Origin of the sequence: Amycolatopsis melonis (genome assembly GCF_040064235.1) — a bacterium.
GTDB classification, from domain to species: Bacteria; Actinomycetota; Actinomycetes; order Mycobacteriales; family Pseudonocardiaceae; genus Amycolatopsis; species Amycolatopsis melonis.
In genome coordinates this window covers 520,718-534,576 of sequence record NZ_JBDZYD010000005.1, presented here as the reverse complement: position 1 = coordinate 534,576, position 13,859 = coordinate 520,718, and the positions used below count along the sequence as shown (strand labels likewise).

Here is a 13,859-nt window from a genome sequence, read left to right as displayed (position 1 = left end):
AGGTCCTGGGGCTTCAGTCCAGGAGACGGCGGGCCATCGCCGTGGTGACCGCCGCCGTGCGGTCGGAGACGCCGAGCTTGCCGAACACCCGGAGCAGGTGGGTCTTCACCGTCGCCTCGCTGATGTGCAGGGCGCGGCCGATGTCGGCGTTCGTGCCGCCCTTGGCCACCAGCCGCAGCACCTCGACCTCGCGCGCGGACAGCGGCGGTGGCTGCGGCTCCGGGCTGCGGACGCGCTTGACCAGCTTCCCGGCCACCGACGGCGCCAGCACTGTCTCGCCGCGCGCGGCCGCGCGGATTGCGTTCGCCAGTTCCGTGCGGGAGGCGTCCTTCAGCAGGTAGCCGGACGCGCCCGCCTCGACCGCGCGCAGGATGTCCGCGTCCGTCTCGTACGTCGTGAGCACGACGATCCGGCGGCCGGGCCGCTCGCGCAGGATCCGCCTGGTCGCGCCCACGCCGTCGAGGCCAGGCATCCGCAGGTCCATCAGGACGACGTCGGGTTCGGCGACACGGTCGAGCGCGACGGCTTCGTCGCCCGAACCCGCTTCGCCGACGACCGTCAGGTCGTCCTCGGCTTCGAGCATGCCGCGGAGTCCTTCGCGGACGACGGGGTGGTCGTCGACGAGCATGACGCGGATCAAGACGGCACCTCCAGGGTGAGTTCGGTGCCGCTGGGGCCACTTCGGACACTCAGTGTGCCACCGACCTGCTCGGCGCGGGACCGCATGCCGCGCAAGCCGAATCCGGTGGCGGTGTCCGGGTCGAAGCCGGTTCCGTCGTCCCGGACGGACAGCCGCACCGAACAGTCCACAACGGACAGCCGAACGGACACCGACGACGCACCGGCATGCCGGCGGACGTTGTTCAGTGCCTCCTGCGCGCCCCGCAGCAGGACGACTTCGCTCGCTGTGCCGAGCGCGGGCAGCGGACCGTCCACTTCGTACCGCACCGTGATGCCGGTCTCGTCGGCCAGCCGCCCGGCCTGGCGCCGGACGGCGTCGACGAGCGACCCGGCGGCGAGGTCCGCGGGTGCCAGCGCGGCGACCATCGTCCTGGCCTCCGCGAGGTTTTCGCGGGCCGTGCGGGCGGCCAGCTCGACGTGCCGCCGGGCCGCGGCCGGGTCGGTGTCCAGTTCGGACTCGATGGCCTGGGCGAGGGTGACGATGCTGGTGAACCCCTGCGCGAGGGTGTCGTGGATTTCCCGCGCGAGCCGTTCGCGCTCGGCCGCGGTGCCCGCCTCGCGGGAGAGCCGGGCGACCTCGGCCTGGCTCTCCTCCAGCTGCGCGATGAGGTCCGCCCGCGCCCGGCTCTCCTCGATGACGTGGGTGATGAACTTCCCGGACAGGATCCCGAACACCACGAGGATCGCGGTCATCGGCAGCAGGATGTGCAGTGCGGGACCCCGCAGGCCGTCGTTGACGGCCGATGCCGCGGGGCTCAGCAGGATGGCGATCGTGGCGAGCACCGAGGCCGGGCGGAAGGCGAGGGTGGAGAACAGCAGCGGGCACGCCATGAACAGGATGAAGCCGGCGGTGTTGTTGGCGAACATCGCCGTCGCGACGAGCGCGAGGACGAGCAGCGCCAGCGTCCACCGCTGCCGCAGGTGCCCGTCGTCGCGCACCACCCGGCGGCCCCACAGCAGGTAGGTCAGCACGAGCGCGGTGAGCGCCCCGGCCGAGACGGCCGCCCGCACCGGATCCGGTTCGTCCAGCAGCACCAGCACGGTCGTGGCCAGGTACGCCACCGCGAAGAGGATCTCCCAGAGCCAGTTGAACCGGTCCCAGGCGTCGCTCACCGGGTGTCGGCCCACCGGAAGGTCAGCCGGGCCAGCACCGCCCCGGCCACGCACCAGATCCCCAGCACCAGCGCCACCCGCGGAAGTTCCCATGCCCCTGCCATCTCCATCCTCACCGCGCCGTCCGGCAGGAACACCGACCGGAAACCCTGGCAGATCCACTTCAGCGGGAAGAACGACGCGATGTCCACCATAACTTTCGGCAGGTTCGTGATCGGCGAGACGAACACCCCCGAGATGAACTGCAGCACCAGGTACAGCATCTGCACGATGGCGACCGCGCCGTTGACGGACTTCGCCAGTGAGCTGATCGCGATCCCGAGCAGCGTGCAGGAGACGATGCCGAGCGTGAACACCCACAGCAGCGTCAGCCACTTCGCCGGATCGGACGGCAGCCGCAATCCGAACAGCAGCACGGCGACCGCGGCCATCAGCACGGTCTGGGCGAGGCTGGACACCGCGACCAGCACCATCTTGCCGATGAAGTAGGAAGCGGGCGGCATCGGCGTGCCGCGGAGGCGTTTGAGCGCCCCGGTTTCGCGGTCGCCCGAGACGCCGGTCGCGATGCTGTTGAACGACGTCGACACGATGCCGGAGCCGATCATCCCGGCGGCGAGCAGCTGGCCGGAGGTGACGCCGTCGAGCGCGGTCGGACCGTCCAGAATGGACCCGAGCAGGATCATCAGCACCGCGGGCAGGGAGAAGGTGAAGACCACCTGCTCCTTGTGCCGGAAGAACTGCCGCAGCTCGGTGCCGCCTCGGGCGAGTCCGAGCGTCAGCGGCCCGGGAAGAGCGAGCGTGGTCATGCCTTTTCTCCGATCAGCTCCAGGTAGATGTCCTCCAGGCTCGGCCTGGTGACGGTCAGCCCGGCCGGTTCGCGGCCGCCCGCCGCCAGTTCGGTGACGAGCTTGGCCGGATACGCGGTGCGCTCGACGTGCTCGCCGCGTTCGTCGAACCAGCGCACGGTCGCCTCGGCGGCGGCGCGGCCACCGAGGTTCTGCGGCGTGCCGGTCGCGACGACCTCGCCGCGCGCGATCACCGCGACGCGGTCGGCGAGCGCCTCGGCCTCGTCGAGGTAGTGGGTGGTCAGCAGGATGGTGGTGCCCTCGGCGGCGAGGTCGCCGATCAGCGTCCAGAACTGCCGCCGCGCCTCGGGGTCGAAACCGGTGGTCGGCTCGTCGAGGAAGAGCAGCTCGGGCCGCCCGACGATGCCGAGCGCGACGTCGACGCGGCGCCGCTGCCCGCCGGAGAGCGACTTGACCCGCGCCCTGGCCTTCTCGGTGAGCCCGACCTTCTCGATCACCTCGTCGGGATCGCGCGGGTCGGGGTAGTACTTCGCGAAGTGCCGCACGGTCTCGGCGACGGTCAGCTCGGCGGCGTCGTTCGCCGTCTGCAGCACGATGCCGATCTGCGACCGCCACGCGCGCCCGGCCCGCCCGGGGTCCTCGCCGAGCACGGTGACCTCGCCCGCGGTCCGCTGCCGGTGGCCTTCGAGGATCTCGACGGTCGTCGTCTTCCCGGCGCCGTTCGGGCCGAGCAGGGAGAACACCTCGCCCCGCGCGATGTCCAGGTCGAGCCCGGCCACCGCGAGGTGACCGGGGTACTGCTTGCGCAACCCGCGCACGCTCACTGCTGTGGTCATGGCTCAAGCGTGCCGCTCCCGCGCGGCAAACCGGACCAACGCGCGGCTGAATCCGGCTGTCCACCGTTCGATGGACACGGGGTCGGGGCGCCGGGGCCGGACTGTGCCTTGGTTTCCCGTGGAACCACGAAAACGCTGTCACACAAGCAAAAATCCGAACTTCTCCCACCAGGGAACCGCCGCGCGGGTGACAGTGCTGTTGACAAGTTGTCTAACATGACAGAATGTCTCACAAGTGGGTGACCGCCAGTGACGGTGTCCGCCTCTCCGTGACCGTCGGCGGCCGGAGTGACGGGCCCACGGTCGTGCTCGTGCACGGCTATCCGGACAACAGCTCGATGTGGGACGGCGTGGCCGCCGAGCTGGCCGCGGCGCACCGCGTCGTCACCTACGACGTCCGTGGCGCGGGACAGTCGGACAAGCCGGCGGGACGCGCGTCCTACCGGCTGGACCAGCTGGCCGACGACCTGCGGGCCGCCGTCGAAGCGGTGCAGCCGGACGGCAAGGTCCACTTGGTCGCGCACGACTGGGGCTCGATCCAGACCTGGCACGCGGTCACCGGCGACGGCCTGCGCGGGCGGGTCGCCTCCTACACGTCGATCTCCGGGCCGAGCCTCGACCACGCCGGCGCGTGGTTCCGCGCGCAGCTGAGCCGTCCGACGCCGAAGCGGCTGAAGAACGCGCTGAGCCAGTTCCTGCACTCGTGGTACATCCTCGCGTTCCAGCTCCCGCTGATCCCGGACCTGCTGTGGCGCACCGGCCTGCTCGGCAGGCAGATCCAGCGCATGGAGCCGGACGCGGCGCCGCCGCCGGAGAAGTCCGACGGCCTGCACGGGCTGAAGCTCTACCGCGCCAACATGTTCACCCGGCTGTCGCGTCCCGCGCCCCGCCCGGCCGACGTCCCGGTCCAGGTGCTGGCCCCGACCGGCGACGCCTACGTCACCCCGCCGCTGCAGACCGAGGTCGCGCGGTGGGTGCCGGACCTGCGCGTCCGCCGGGTCGTCGGGACGCACTGGATCACGCGGGCCAAGCCCGCGGTGGTGGCGCGGGCGGCCGCCGAGCTGATCGAGTACGCCGAAACCGGAGCCGAAAGCCGGGCGCTGCGCCGGTCCCGGCCGGGGACCGGCCGGTTCGAGCACCGCCTGGTGGTGGTGACCGGCGCCGGGAGCGGGATCGGCCGGGCCACCGCGCTGGCCTTCGCCGCCGCGGGCGCCGACGTCGTCATCACCGACGTCGACCAGGCGAGCGCCGCCGAGACGCTGAAACTACTGGGTTCTCACGGTCTCGCCGAGTACACAGTGGACTCCGCGGACGGTGACGCCGTGCACCGCTTCGCCGAGCAGGTACGGCAGGCGCACGGCGTCCCGGACATCGTGGTCAACAACGCCGGCATCGGGATGTCCGGCCCGTTCCTCGACACGTCCACAGAGGACTGGGAACGCGTCATCGACGTCAACCTCTGGGGCGTCATCCACGGCTGCCGCGCGTTCGCGCCGATGCTTGCCGAGCGGGCCGAAGGCGGCCACATCGTCAACCTCGCGTCGGCGGCCGCCTACCTGCCGTCGAAGATCCTGAGCGCCTACGCCACGACGAAGTCCGCCGTGCTGACGCTGAGCGTCTGCCTGCGCGCCGAACTGGCCGCGCACCGCGTCGGCGTCACGGCGGTGTGCCCGGGCATCGTGAAGACGAACATCACCAGTACCACGCGGTTCGTCGGAGTGTCCGAAGAGGAGCAGCGACGGCGGCAGCGCGAAAGCTCGAAACTGTATGCCCGGCGCGGATTCGGCCCGGAAGGCGTAGCGAAGGACATTCTGCGGGCCGTGGAAAAGGACATCGCGATCGCTCCGTCCACTCCGGAGGCAAAGGCGGCGTTGGTCCTTTCGCGACTTACACCCGGATTGCTGCGCCAGGCCGCGAAACTGGACCTCACCCCGTGAGCAGGCCGCGGCGGATGTCACCGCAGGCCCGCCGGGACGACCTGATCCGTGCCGCGCTGGACCTGTTCGGCTCCCGGGCACCCGAGCTGGTCACCGTGGACGACATCGTCGCGCGGGCGGAGGTGTCGCGGCCGTTGTTCTACCGGTACTTCGCCAACCTGCGTGAGCTGCAGGTGGAGGCTCTGCGCACGGTCACCGACGGGCTGATCGACGGTCTGGCGGGGCTCGAGGAGGGCCCGCCCGAAACCCGGCTCCGCGCCGCCGTGCGCGGCCTGATCGACGTCGCCGACCACTACCGGGCGGGCTACATCGCGTTGCTGCGCAGCGGTTCGGTGATCGCGACGTCCGAAACGGACGCGGCGATCGACGAGGTCCGCAACCGGGCGGTGGCCCTGATCCTGGACGCCCTCGGCGTCACAGACCCCTCCCCGCTGCTCTCGCTCACCCTGCGCTGCTGGACGGCGGTGGTCGAAGGCGCCCTCCTGAGCTGGCTCCAGGAACGGACGATCCCGCGCGAAGCCCTCGACACCTGGCTCGTCGACCAGCTCACCGCGATGCTGGGCACCACCGCGGCCCACGACAAAACCGCCACTTTCACGTGAAAGTGACGTGGAGGAAGGCCCTCCGGGTCACTTTCACGTGAAAGCGGCAGTTGCGGTCAGTGCTGGGTGACCAGTTCCCAGCCCTCGACGTCCTCGGGGCGGCGGGGCGCCGGGCCGACGTACTTGGCCGACGGGCGCACCAGGCGGCCGGTCTTCTTCTGCTCCAGGATGTGCGCGGCCCAGCCCGCGGTGCGGGCCGAGCTGAACATCGCGGGCATCATGTGCGGCGGGACCTGGGCGAAGTCCAGGATCACCGCGGCCCAGAACTCGACGTTGGTCTCGATCGGGTGATCCGGGCGCCGCTCGCGCAGCTCCTTCAGCGCCGCCTGCTCCAGCGCCGCGGCCGCCTCGTAGCGGGTCGCGCCCAGCTCCTGGCAGGTCCGGCGCAGCACGCGCGCCCGCGGGTCCTCGGCGCGGTAGACGCGGTGGCCGAAGCCCATCAGGCGTTCCTTGCGGTCGAGGATGCCCTTGACCAGGCCCTCGGGGTCGCCGGTGCGCTCGACCTCTTCGATCATCGGCAGCACGCGGGCCGGGGCGCCGCCGTGCAGCGGACCCGACATCGCGCCGATGGCGCCGGACAGTGCCGCGGCCACGTCCGCGCCGGTGGAGGCGATGACGCGGGCGGTGAACGTCGACGCGTTGAGGCCGTGCTCGGCGGCCGACACCCAGTAGGCGTCCAGCGCCTTGACGTGCGCCGGGTCCGGCTCGCCGCGCCAGCGGACGAGGAACCGCTCGGTGATCGAGTGGGCCTCGTCGACGCGGGTCTGCGGCACGGCGGGCTGGCCGATGCCGCGCGCGGACTGCGCGACGTAGGACAGCGCCATCACCGAGGCGCGGGCCAGCTGCTCGCGGGCCTCTTCGTCGCTGATGTCGAGCAGCGGGCGGTAACCCCAGATCGGGGCGAGCATGGCCAGCGCGGCCTGGACGTCCACCCGGACGTCGCCGGTGTGCACCGGCAGCGGGAACGGCTCGGCGGGCGGGAGGCCGTGGCCGAAGCGGCCGTCCACGAGCAGGCCCCACACGTCACCGAAGGTCACCTTGCCGGCGAGGTCCTCGATGTCGACGCCGCGGTAGCGCAGGGCACCGCCGTCCCGGTCGGGTTCGGCGATTTCGGTGTGGAAGGCGACGACGCCCTCCAGGCCCGGTCGGAAGCCGTCGTCGGGTTCGCCGGACGGCTGTGGCTTGGTGATCGTGGAGGTAGTCACTGTGTCGCGAAACCTTTCGGTGCGCTTTTTCCCCGGCTGGTCTTGCTGGTCGCGCGGTTGGGACAGAGCGCACTCGACGCGCGCCACATCGCACGGATGGATAGACCTTGCTCTCTTGACCGGCCACTGGCAATCGAAAGATGCGGTGGTTTCGGTCACGATTACGAGAACGATTCAGTCACGCGTCGGCCCAGGCAGGAGGATTTTCGCCACGCAGTGTGACGAAGCCCAGGTAAATCCTGTGTTTCCGAACCCGGCGCCGCCGCGTTTCGGGTGATAGACCTAGCGCATGCACCTCAGCCCGCAGGAGCGCGACAAGCTGCTCATCCACGTGGCGGCCGACGTCGCGCGGAAGCGGCTGGACCGCGGCGTCCGGCTCAACTACCCGGAGGCGGTCGCACTGATCACCGACCACGTCCTCGAAGGCGCCCGCGACGGCCGCACGGTCAGCGAGCTGGTCGCCAGCGGCCGGACCGTGCTGTCCCGCGCGCAGGTGCTCGACGGCGTGCCGGAGATGGTCGACTCCGTGCAGGTCGAGGCCACTTTCCCGGACGGCACGAAGCTCGTCACCGTGCACGACCCGATCGTGTGAGGAGCAGCGGCATGCGTCCAGGCGAGATCATTCCCGGCGACGAGCCGGTCGAGCTGAACCCCGGCCGCCCGCGCGTCCGGCTGCTGGTCCGCAACCTCGGCGACCGGCCGGTGCAGGTCGGCTCGCACTACCACTTCGCGGCGGTGAACCCGGGTCTCGAATTCGACCGTGACGCCGCCCGCGGCCGGCGGCTCGACATCCCGGCGGGGACGTCGGTGCGGTTCGAGCCGGGTGTCGAGCGCGAGGTCGACCTGGTGCCATTGGCCGGAGCGCGGCGCGTCCCCGGTCTCCGGTCCGAGTTCGCGGGAGAGTTCTGAAATGCCGCAGATCGATCGCGAGCGCTACGCCGAGCTGTTCGGCCCGACCACCGGCGACCGCATCCGGCTCGCCGACACCGACCTGCTCATCGAGGTCACCGAGGACCGTTCGATGGGCCCCGGCGGCTCCGGCGACGAGGTGCTCTTCGGCGGCGGCAAGGTCATCCGCGAGTCGATGGGCCAGGCCACGGCGACCCGGGCCGAGGGCGCGCCCGACCTGGTCATCACCGGCGCGGTGATCCTCGACCACTGGGGTGTCGTCAAGGCCGACGTCGGCGTGCGCGACGGCCGGATCGTCGGCATCGGCAAGGCGGGCAACCCGGACACCATGGACGGCGTCGACCCGGCGCTGGTCATCGGGCCGTCGACGGAAGTGCTGTCCGGCAACGGCAAGATCCTCACCGCGGGCGGCATCGACTGCCACGTCCACTTCATCTGCCCGCAGCTGGTCGACACCGCGCTGGCCGCCGGACTGACCACTTTGGTCGGTGGCGGCACCGGCCCCAACGAGGGCACCAAGGCCACGACGGTCACGCCCGGCGCGTGGAACCTCGGCCGGATGCTGTCCGCCATGGACGGTTACCCGGTCAACGTCCTGTTGCTGGGCAAGGGAAACACCGTCCGGCACGACGCGCTGCGTGAGCAGCTCGCCGCCGGGGCGGGCGGCTTCAAGCTCCACGAGGACTGGGGCACCACGCCCGCGGCGATCGACGCGTGCCTCACGGTGGCCGACGAAGCCGGTGTCCAGGTGGCGATCCACACCGACACGCTGAACGAGGCAGGCTTCCTGGAATCCACTGTGGACGCCATCGGCGGCCGCTCGATCAACGCCTACCACACCGAAGGTGCCGGCGGCGGCCACGCGCCGGACATCATCCAGGTCGTCTCGCTGCCGAACGTGCTGCCGTCCTCGACCAACCCGACCCGCCCGCACACGGCCAACACCCTCGACGAGCACCTCGACATGCTGGTGGTCTGCCACCACCTCAACCCGTCGGTGCCCGAGGACCTCGCCTTCGCCGAAAGCCGGATCCGGCCGACGACGATCGCGGCCGAGGACGTCCTGCACGACATGGGCGCCATCTCGATGATGAGCTCCGACTCGCAGGCGATGGGCCGGATCGGCGAGGTGATCATCCGGACCTGGCAGACCGCGCACGTCATGAAACGCCGCCGCGGCGCGCTGCCCGGTGACGGCGCTGCGGACAACCTGCGTGCGCGTCGCTATGTCGCCAAGTACACGATCAACCCGGCCATCGCGCACGGCATGGAGACCGAGATCGGCTCGGTCGAGGTCGGCAAGCTCGCGGATCTCGTGCTGTGGGAGCCGAAGTTCTTCGGCGTCCGCCCGCACGTCGTGCTCAAGGGCGGGTTCCCGGCGTGGGCGGCGATGGGTGACGCGAACGCGTCCATCCCGACGCCGCAGCCGGTCATGGCCAGGCCGATGTTCGGCGCGAACATCGGTGCCGCGCTGAGCCTGCACTTCGTCGCGCCGTCCGCTTTGGACAGCGGGCTGCGTGAGACGTTCGGCATCACGCGCCCGCTGGTCGCGGTGTCGAACATGCGCGCGCGGACCAAGGCGGACATGGTGCTCAACGACGCCACGCCGGACGTCCGCGTCGAGCCGGACAGCTTCGCGGTGCACGTCGACGGCGAGCTGATCGAGCCGCAGCCGGTGACGGAACTGCCGATGGCGCAGAGGTACTTCCTCTTCTGATGGACCTTTCGGCACTGATCCTCGCGGACTCCCGCTTCCCCGGCGGCGGGCACGTCCACAGTGGCGGGCTGGAGGAGGTCGTCGCGCGGAAGCTGGTGACGTCCGTGCGCGACCTTCCGGGATTCCTTTCCGGACGGTTGCGGACGGCGGGTCACCTGGCCGCCGTTTTCGCGGCCGCTTCGGCACATGCGGCCGTCGCAGGCGGGAACTGGTCCCGTTTGGACAGTGAGCTGGACGCGCGCACACCGTCACTCGCGCAGCGCGAGGCGTCCCGGGCGCAAGGCCGGGGGACCGCGCGGGCCGGGCGGATCGCGTGGCCTTCTCCGGTGCTCGACGCGTTGCTGGCCGAGACCCCGCGGCCGCATCACCCGATCGTGCTGGGCGCGCTGGTCGGAATCGCGGGTGGCTCGCCGTACGACGCGGCGATGGCGGCCGCCTACCTGTCGGTGAGCGGCCCGGCGAGTGCCGCGGTGCGCTTGCTGGGACTGGACCCGTTCGCCGTCAACGCCGTCGTGGCACGGCTGGATCTTGCGGCCGTCTGCGCGGAGGCGGCCGCGGTGGCGGGGGACGATCCGGCGGCGCTGCCGTCGCCGGGGTCGCCCGCGTTGGACCTGTTCGCCGAGGCGCACGCCCGGCATCACGAGGAAGAGGTGCGTCTCTTTGCCAGCTGAAGGCCACGGACACGGGCACGGCCACGTCCACCCGGTCAGCTTCGACCCGACGGCCACCGAGCCGGACCACTACGACGCGGCACCCACCGCGGGCCGCGCGTACCGGATCGGCATCGGCGGCCCGGTCGGCTCGGGCAAGACCGCGCTGACCGCGGCGCTGTGCCGCGCACTGGGCGACGAGCTGAACCTCGCCGTCGTCACGAACGACATCTACACGACCGAGGACGCGGACTTCCTGCGCCGCGCGGGCGTGCTGGACCCCGCCCGGATCGAGGCGGTGCAGACGGGCGCGTGCCCGCACACCGCGATCCGCGACGACATCACGGCGAACCTCGACGCGGTCGAGCGGCTGGAGGAGAAGTTCCCCGGCCTGGACCTGGTGATCATCGAAAGCGGCGGCGACAACCTGACGGCGGTGTTCAGCCGCGGCCTCGCCGACAGCCAGATCTTCGTGGTGGACGTCGCGGGCGGCGACAAGGTGCCGCGCAAGGGCGGCCCCGGCGTCACGACGGCGGACCTGCTGGTGATCAACAAGATCGACATCGCCCGCCTGGTCGGGGCGGACATGGACGTGATGACCTCGGACGCGCACCGGATGCGGGGCGAGCTGCCGGTGATCACGCAGTCTCTTGTGGACACCCCGGACGCGCCGGCGGTGGCGGACTGGGTGCGTTCCCTGCTGTGAAGGCCCACGCCCGGCTGACTGCCTGCTTCGACGGCACGCGCACGGTGTTGCGTGAGCTGCGGTCGATGGCCCCGCTGACGCTGTTCCCGCGCCGCCGGTCCGGTTCGACGGCGGTGGTGCACCTGGTCAACTCGGCCACTTCGCCGCTGGGCGGCGACGACCTGACGTTGTCCATCCACGTCGGACCCGGAGCTTCGCTGCGGCTGTCCGGCGTCGCGGCGACGCTGGCCCTGCCGGGCCTGCACGGCGAAGGCTCCTTGTCCACTGTGGACGTGGTGGTCGAGCCGGGCGGATCGCTGGAGTACCTGCCGGAGCCGACGGTCATCACGGCGCGGGCCCGGCACACGGCGGTCTTCCGTGCTTCCCTGGCGCCGGACGCGTACCTGCACACGCGAGAGGTGCTGGTGCTCGGGCGCGCGGGGGAGAGCCCGGGTTCGTTGACGACCACGCTGTCCGTCACGCGCGGCACGGTGCCGGTGGTGCGTCAGACGCTGTCGATCGGCGACTCCACTTTGGACGGCAGCTTGGCGGTGCTGGCGGGCCGCCGGGTGCTGGCCACGGACCTGGAGGTCGGCGGCCCGGAGCACCCGGCGCCCGCGGCATCGGGCGAATGGTGGTCCCGCAGCCCACTCGCCGCGGGCGGCACCCTCACCACCTCACTGGCCCCCGACGCGGTCACCGCCCTGCGGCCGTTCGCCACTTCGTTCTGAGCAGCCCCCGTTTTCCACGCTACCGGGGAGGACCGACAGTTCCGGGCCGCCAGAACTTCAGAACTTCGTGCCGAGCCAGGTCATCGCCGCCGGGCCGCCGATCGAGACGCCCGCGATGTGCTCCAGCAGCGGGAACTCCTGCCACGTCACCGCCGCGCCGCGGGCCTGCCAGCGGTCGCGCAGTGCTTTGCCGACGCTGAACGGGATCAGCTCGTCCAGCGTTCCGTGGTACAGGTACACCGGTGCCTTCGGCGCGGTCGTGCCGAGGTAGTTCTCCTGCAGGCGGGCCTGCCAGTGCGGCTCGTGGATCGGGTCCGGCACCGTCACGAAGTCCTGCAGGTGCGCGAACGGCGCCGCCGCGCCCAGCTCGATCGTGCACGCCTTCGACACCCGGGCCACCGCTTCGCGGCCGCGATCGTTCAGAATCGACTCGAACGGCACGTCCGGGTACGCCGCCGCGAAGCCCGTGGCCGCGCCCAGTACCAGGCCGAAGGCCGCGCCTCCGTCGTTGGCGCGGAACACCTCGTCCAGGTCCGCCGGGACGCCGCCGGCCGCCACTCCGGCCACGTTCAGCGAAGGCGCGTACGTCGCCTGCAGCTCTGCCGCCCACGCCGCCGCCTGGCCGCCCTGGGAATACCCGAAGACACCCACCGGGGCGGACGGGGACAGCCCCGCGCCGGCCACCTCCAGGGCCGCGCGTGCCGCGTCGAGGACCGCGTGGCCTTCGGACCGGCCGACCGCGTACGTGTGCGTGCCCGGGGTGCCGAGGCCTTCGTAGTCCGTGACGACGACCGCCCAGCCCTGGGACAGCGCCTGGGCCAGCAGTGCGCTCTCGTTCTCGATCCCGTGGGCCAGCAGGTTCGACGGCGCGCACTGATCGCCGAGACCGTGGGTACCCACCGCGTAGGTGATCAGCGGGCGCGGGCCGCCGCGCAGCCACGGCGTCGGGGGTACCAGCAGCGTTCCGGACACCGCGTTGGGCGCGCCGGTCGCCGACGTCGACCGGTAGAGGAGGTGCCATGCCCTGACGGGGGCCGGGAACGGGCCGATGAACACCGTCGTGGGCCGCTGTTCCAGCAGGACGCCGGGGTCCGCGTGGGCCGTGGGCGCGGCTGTCACGAAGAGCAGCGCGACAGCGACCAGTAACCGACGAAGCATCGTTGCCTCCGGTTGTGTGGTAATCGAAGTTTTCACAAGTTAGCCAGCCCGGTAGGATCTGGCAATCCCTCAGAAGGAGGAGACACCCGTTGGCTCGCACGTACGGCGGCGTCGCCCCCGAGCAACGTCGCGCCGACCGCCGCGAGCGGCTGCTCACGGCGGGGCTCGAGCTGTTCACCTCCCACGGCTTCCGGCACACCAAGATCACCGAGGTCTGTGCCCGCGCCGGCGTGTCCACGCGCAACTTCTACGAGGAGTTCAGCGGCAAGGAGGACGTGCTGCGCACCCTCCACGACCGGATCAACAGCCTCGCGCTCGAGCACGTCACCGCCGCGCTCGGCGAAGTCGCCGAAGCCGACGCCATGACCCGGATCGCGACGCTGCTGGACGTCTTCATCGACACGGTCACCGTCGACCCGCGGCTGCCGCGCCTCAACTACGTCGAAGCGGTCGGCGTGAGCGCCGAACTGGAGGAGCAGCACCAGCTGTGGGTCGACCGCTGGGCGACCTTCATCGCGACCGAGGCCCGCCGCGCGGCCGAACACGGCGTGGCGCCCGACCGCGACTACCGGCTGACGGCGATCGCCCTGGTCGGCGCGGCCACCGGGCTGCTGCGCGAGTGGCAGGCGCACGAACCGCCGCTGCCGGTCGAGGACGTCGGCGCGGAGCTGCGCGCGCTGATGCTGGCCGCGATCATGCGGCCGGAAAAGATTTCGGACATCCGCGGCAACCGACCCGCCGCCTCCGGCGTCGAAGAGACAAGCCGGGAGGGGGACTGGGGGGACGCCCGGCGAACGTGAAGGCCCTTCACCCGCAGCGGACGCGGGTG

15 protein-coding genes are annotated in these 13,859 nt (G+C 71.4%); 9 read left to right on the top strand and 6 right to left on the bottom strand.

Annotation, left to right across the window (positions count from 1 at the left end; translation table 11 throughout):
• Positions 1-13: 13 nt before the first annotated feature.
• From ABJI51_RS16520 to ABJI51_RS16505, 4 genes are read right to left on the bottom strand one after another with little or no spacing between them, the layout of a single operon-like run.
• Positions 14-640: a response regulator gene (locus ABJI51_RS16520; protein ID WP_348951713.1), complete on the bottom strand. Its 627-nt coding sequence runs from the start codon at positions 638-640 to the stop codon at positions 14-16.
• Entirely contained in the window at positions 637-1,794 is a 1,158-nt protein-coding gene (locus tag ABJI51_RS16515) for a sensor histidine kinase (protein WP_348951711.1), read from the bottom strand. Before ABJI51_RS16515 ends, ABJI51_RS16520 begins: the two co-directional genes overlap by 4 nt.
• Complete coding sequence (locus ABJI51_RS16510) at positions 1,791-2,600, bottom strand: ABC transporter permease (RefSeq protein WP_348951709.1); 810 nt, start codon at positions 2,598-2,600, stop codon at positions 1,791-1,793. The genes ABJI51_RS16515 and ABJI51_RS16510 overlap by 4 nt, the downstream gene beginning before the upstream one ends.
• Positions 2,597-3,436, bottom strand: a complete 840-nt coding sequence (locus ABJI51_RS16505; protein WP_348951708.1) for an ABC transporter ATP-binding protein — start codon at positions 3,434-3,436, stop codon at positions 2,597-2,599. The genes ABJI51_RS16510 and ABJI51_RS16505 overlap by 4 nt, the downstream gene beginning before the upstream one ends.
• A gap of 239 nt (positions 3,437-3,675) precedes the next feature.
• On the opposite strand from ABJI51_RS16505, the gene ABJI51_RS16500 reads away from it, so the two are divergent.
• On the top strand, positions 3,676-5,373 hold the full coding sequence (locus ABJI51_RS16500) for an SDR family oxidoreductase (protein WP_348951901.1): 1,698 nt from the start codon (positions 3,676-3,678) through the stop codon (positions 5,371-5,373).
• Positions 5,374-5,387: 14 nt separating this feature from the next.
• Positions 5,388-5,975 carry a TetR/AcrR family transcriptional regulator gene (locus tag ABJI51_RS16495; protein ID WP_348951899.1) on the top strand — a complete coding sequence of 196 codons (588 nt, stop codon included), beginning with the start codon at positions 5,388-5,390 and terminating at the stop codon, positions 5,973-5,975.
• Positions 5,976-6,031: 56 nt separating this feature from the next.
• Here the strand turns inward: ABJI51_RS16495 and ABJI51_RS16490 are convergent, their stop codons facing one another.
• A complete protein-coding gene (locus ABJI51_RS16490; protein WP_348951706.1) occupies positions 6,032-7,180 on the bottom strand; it encodes a citrate synthase 2 in 1,149 nt (382 codons plus the stop codon).
• Positions 7,181-7,469: 289 nt separating this feature from the next.
• On the opposite strand from ABJI51_RS16490, the gene ABJI51_RS16485 reads away from it, so the two are divergent.
• From ABJI51_RS16485 to ABJI51_RS16460, 6 genes are read left to right on the top strand one after another with little or no spacing between them, the layout of a single operon-like run.
• On the top strand, positions 7,470-7,772 hold the full coding sequence (locus ABJI51_RS16485) for an urease subunit gamma (RefSeq protein WP_020641633.1): 303 nt from the start codon (positions 7,470-7,472) through the stop codon (positions 7,770-7,772).
• A gap of 11 nt (positions 7,773-7,783) precedes the next feature.
• The gene (locus tag ABJI51_RS16480; protein WP_348951704.1) at positions 7,784-8,089 is read left to right on the top strand and encodes an urease subunit beta; all 306 of its coding nucleotides are present in this window, start codon (positions 7,784-7,786) and stop codon (positions 8,087-8,089) included.
• A 1-nt stretch (position 8,090) separates the two neighbouring features.
• Positions 8,091-9,806: an urease subunit alpha gene (locus ABJI51_RS16475; RefSeq protein WP_348951703.1), complete on the top strand. Its 1,716-nt coding sequence runs from the start codon at positions 8,091-8,093 to the stop codon at positions 9,804-9,806.
• Entirely contained in the window at positions 9,806-10,477 is a 672-nt protein-coding gene (locus ABJI51_RS16470) for an urease accessory protein UreF (protein WP_348951702.1), read from the top strand. Before ABJI51_RS16475 ends, ABJI51_RS16470 begins: the two co-directional genes overlap by 1 nt.
• A complete protein-coding gene (gene ureG, locus ABJI51_RS16465) occupies positions 10,467-11,162 on the top strand; it encodes an urease accessory protein UreG (protein ID WP_348951700.1) in 696 nt (231 codons plus the stop codon). The genes ABJI51_RS16470 and ureG overlap by 11 nt, the downstream gene beginning before the upstream one ends.
• Positions 11,159-11,872 (top strand): urease accessory protein UreD, encoded by a 714-nt coding sequence (locus ABJI51_RS16460; protein WP_348951698.1) that lies wholly within the window; start codon positions 11,159-11,161, stop codon positions 11,870-11,872. The genes ureG and ABJI51_RS16460 overlap by 4 nt, the downstream gene beginning before the upstream one ends.
• Positions 11,873-11,929: 57 nt before the next feature.
• Here the strand turns inward: ABJI51_RS16460 and ABJI51_RS16455 are convergent, their stop codons facing one another.
• Positions 11,930-13,030, bottom strand: coding sequence for a lipase family protein (locus ABJI51_RS16455; protein WP_348951696.1), 1,101 nt, complete (start codon positions 13,028-13,030; stop codon positions 11,930-11,932).
• An 89-nt stretch (positions 13,031-13,119) separates the two neighbouring features.
• Here ABJI51_RS16455 and ABJI51_RS16450 point away from each other — a divergent pair, with 89 nt between their 5' ends.
• Entirely contained in the window at positions 13,120-13,830 is a 711-nt protein-coding gene (locus ABJI51_RS16450) for a TetR/AcrR family transcriptional regulator (RefSeq protein WP_348951694.1), read from the top strand.
• The last annotated feature ends 29 nt before the right edge of the window (positions 13,831-13,859 follow it).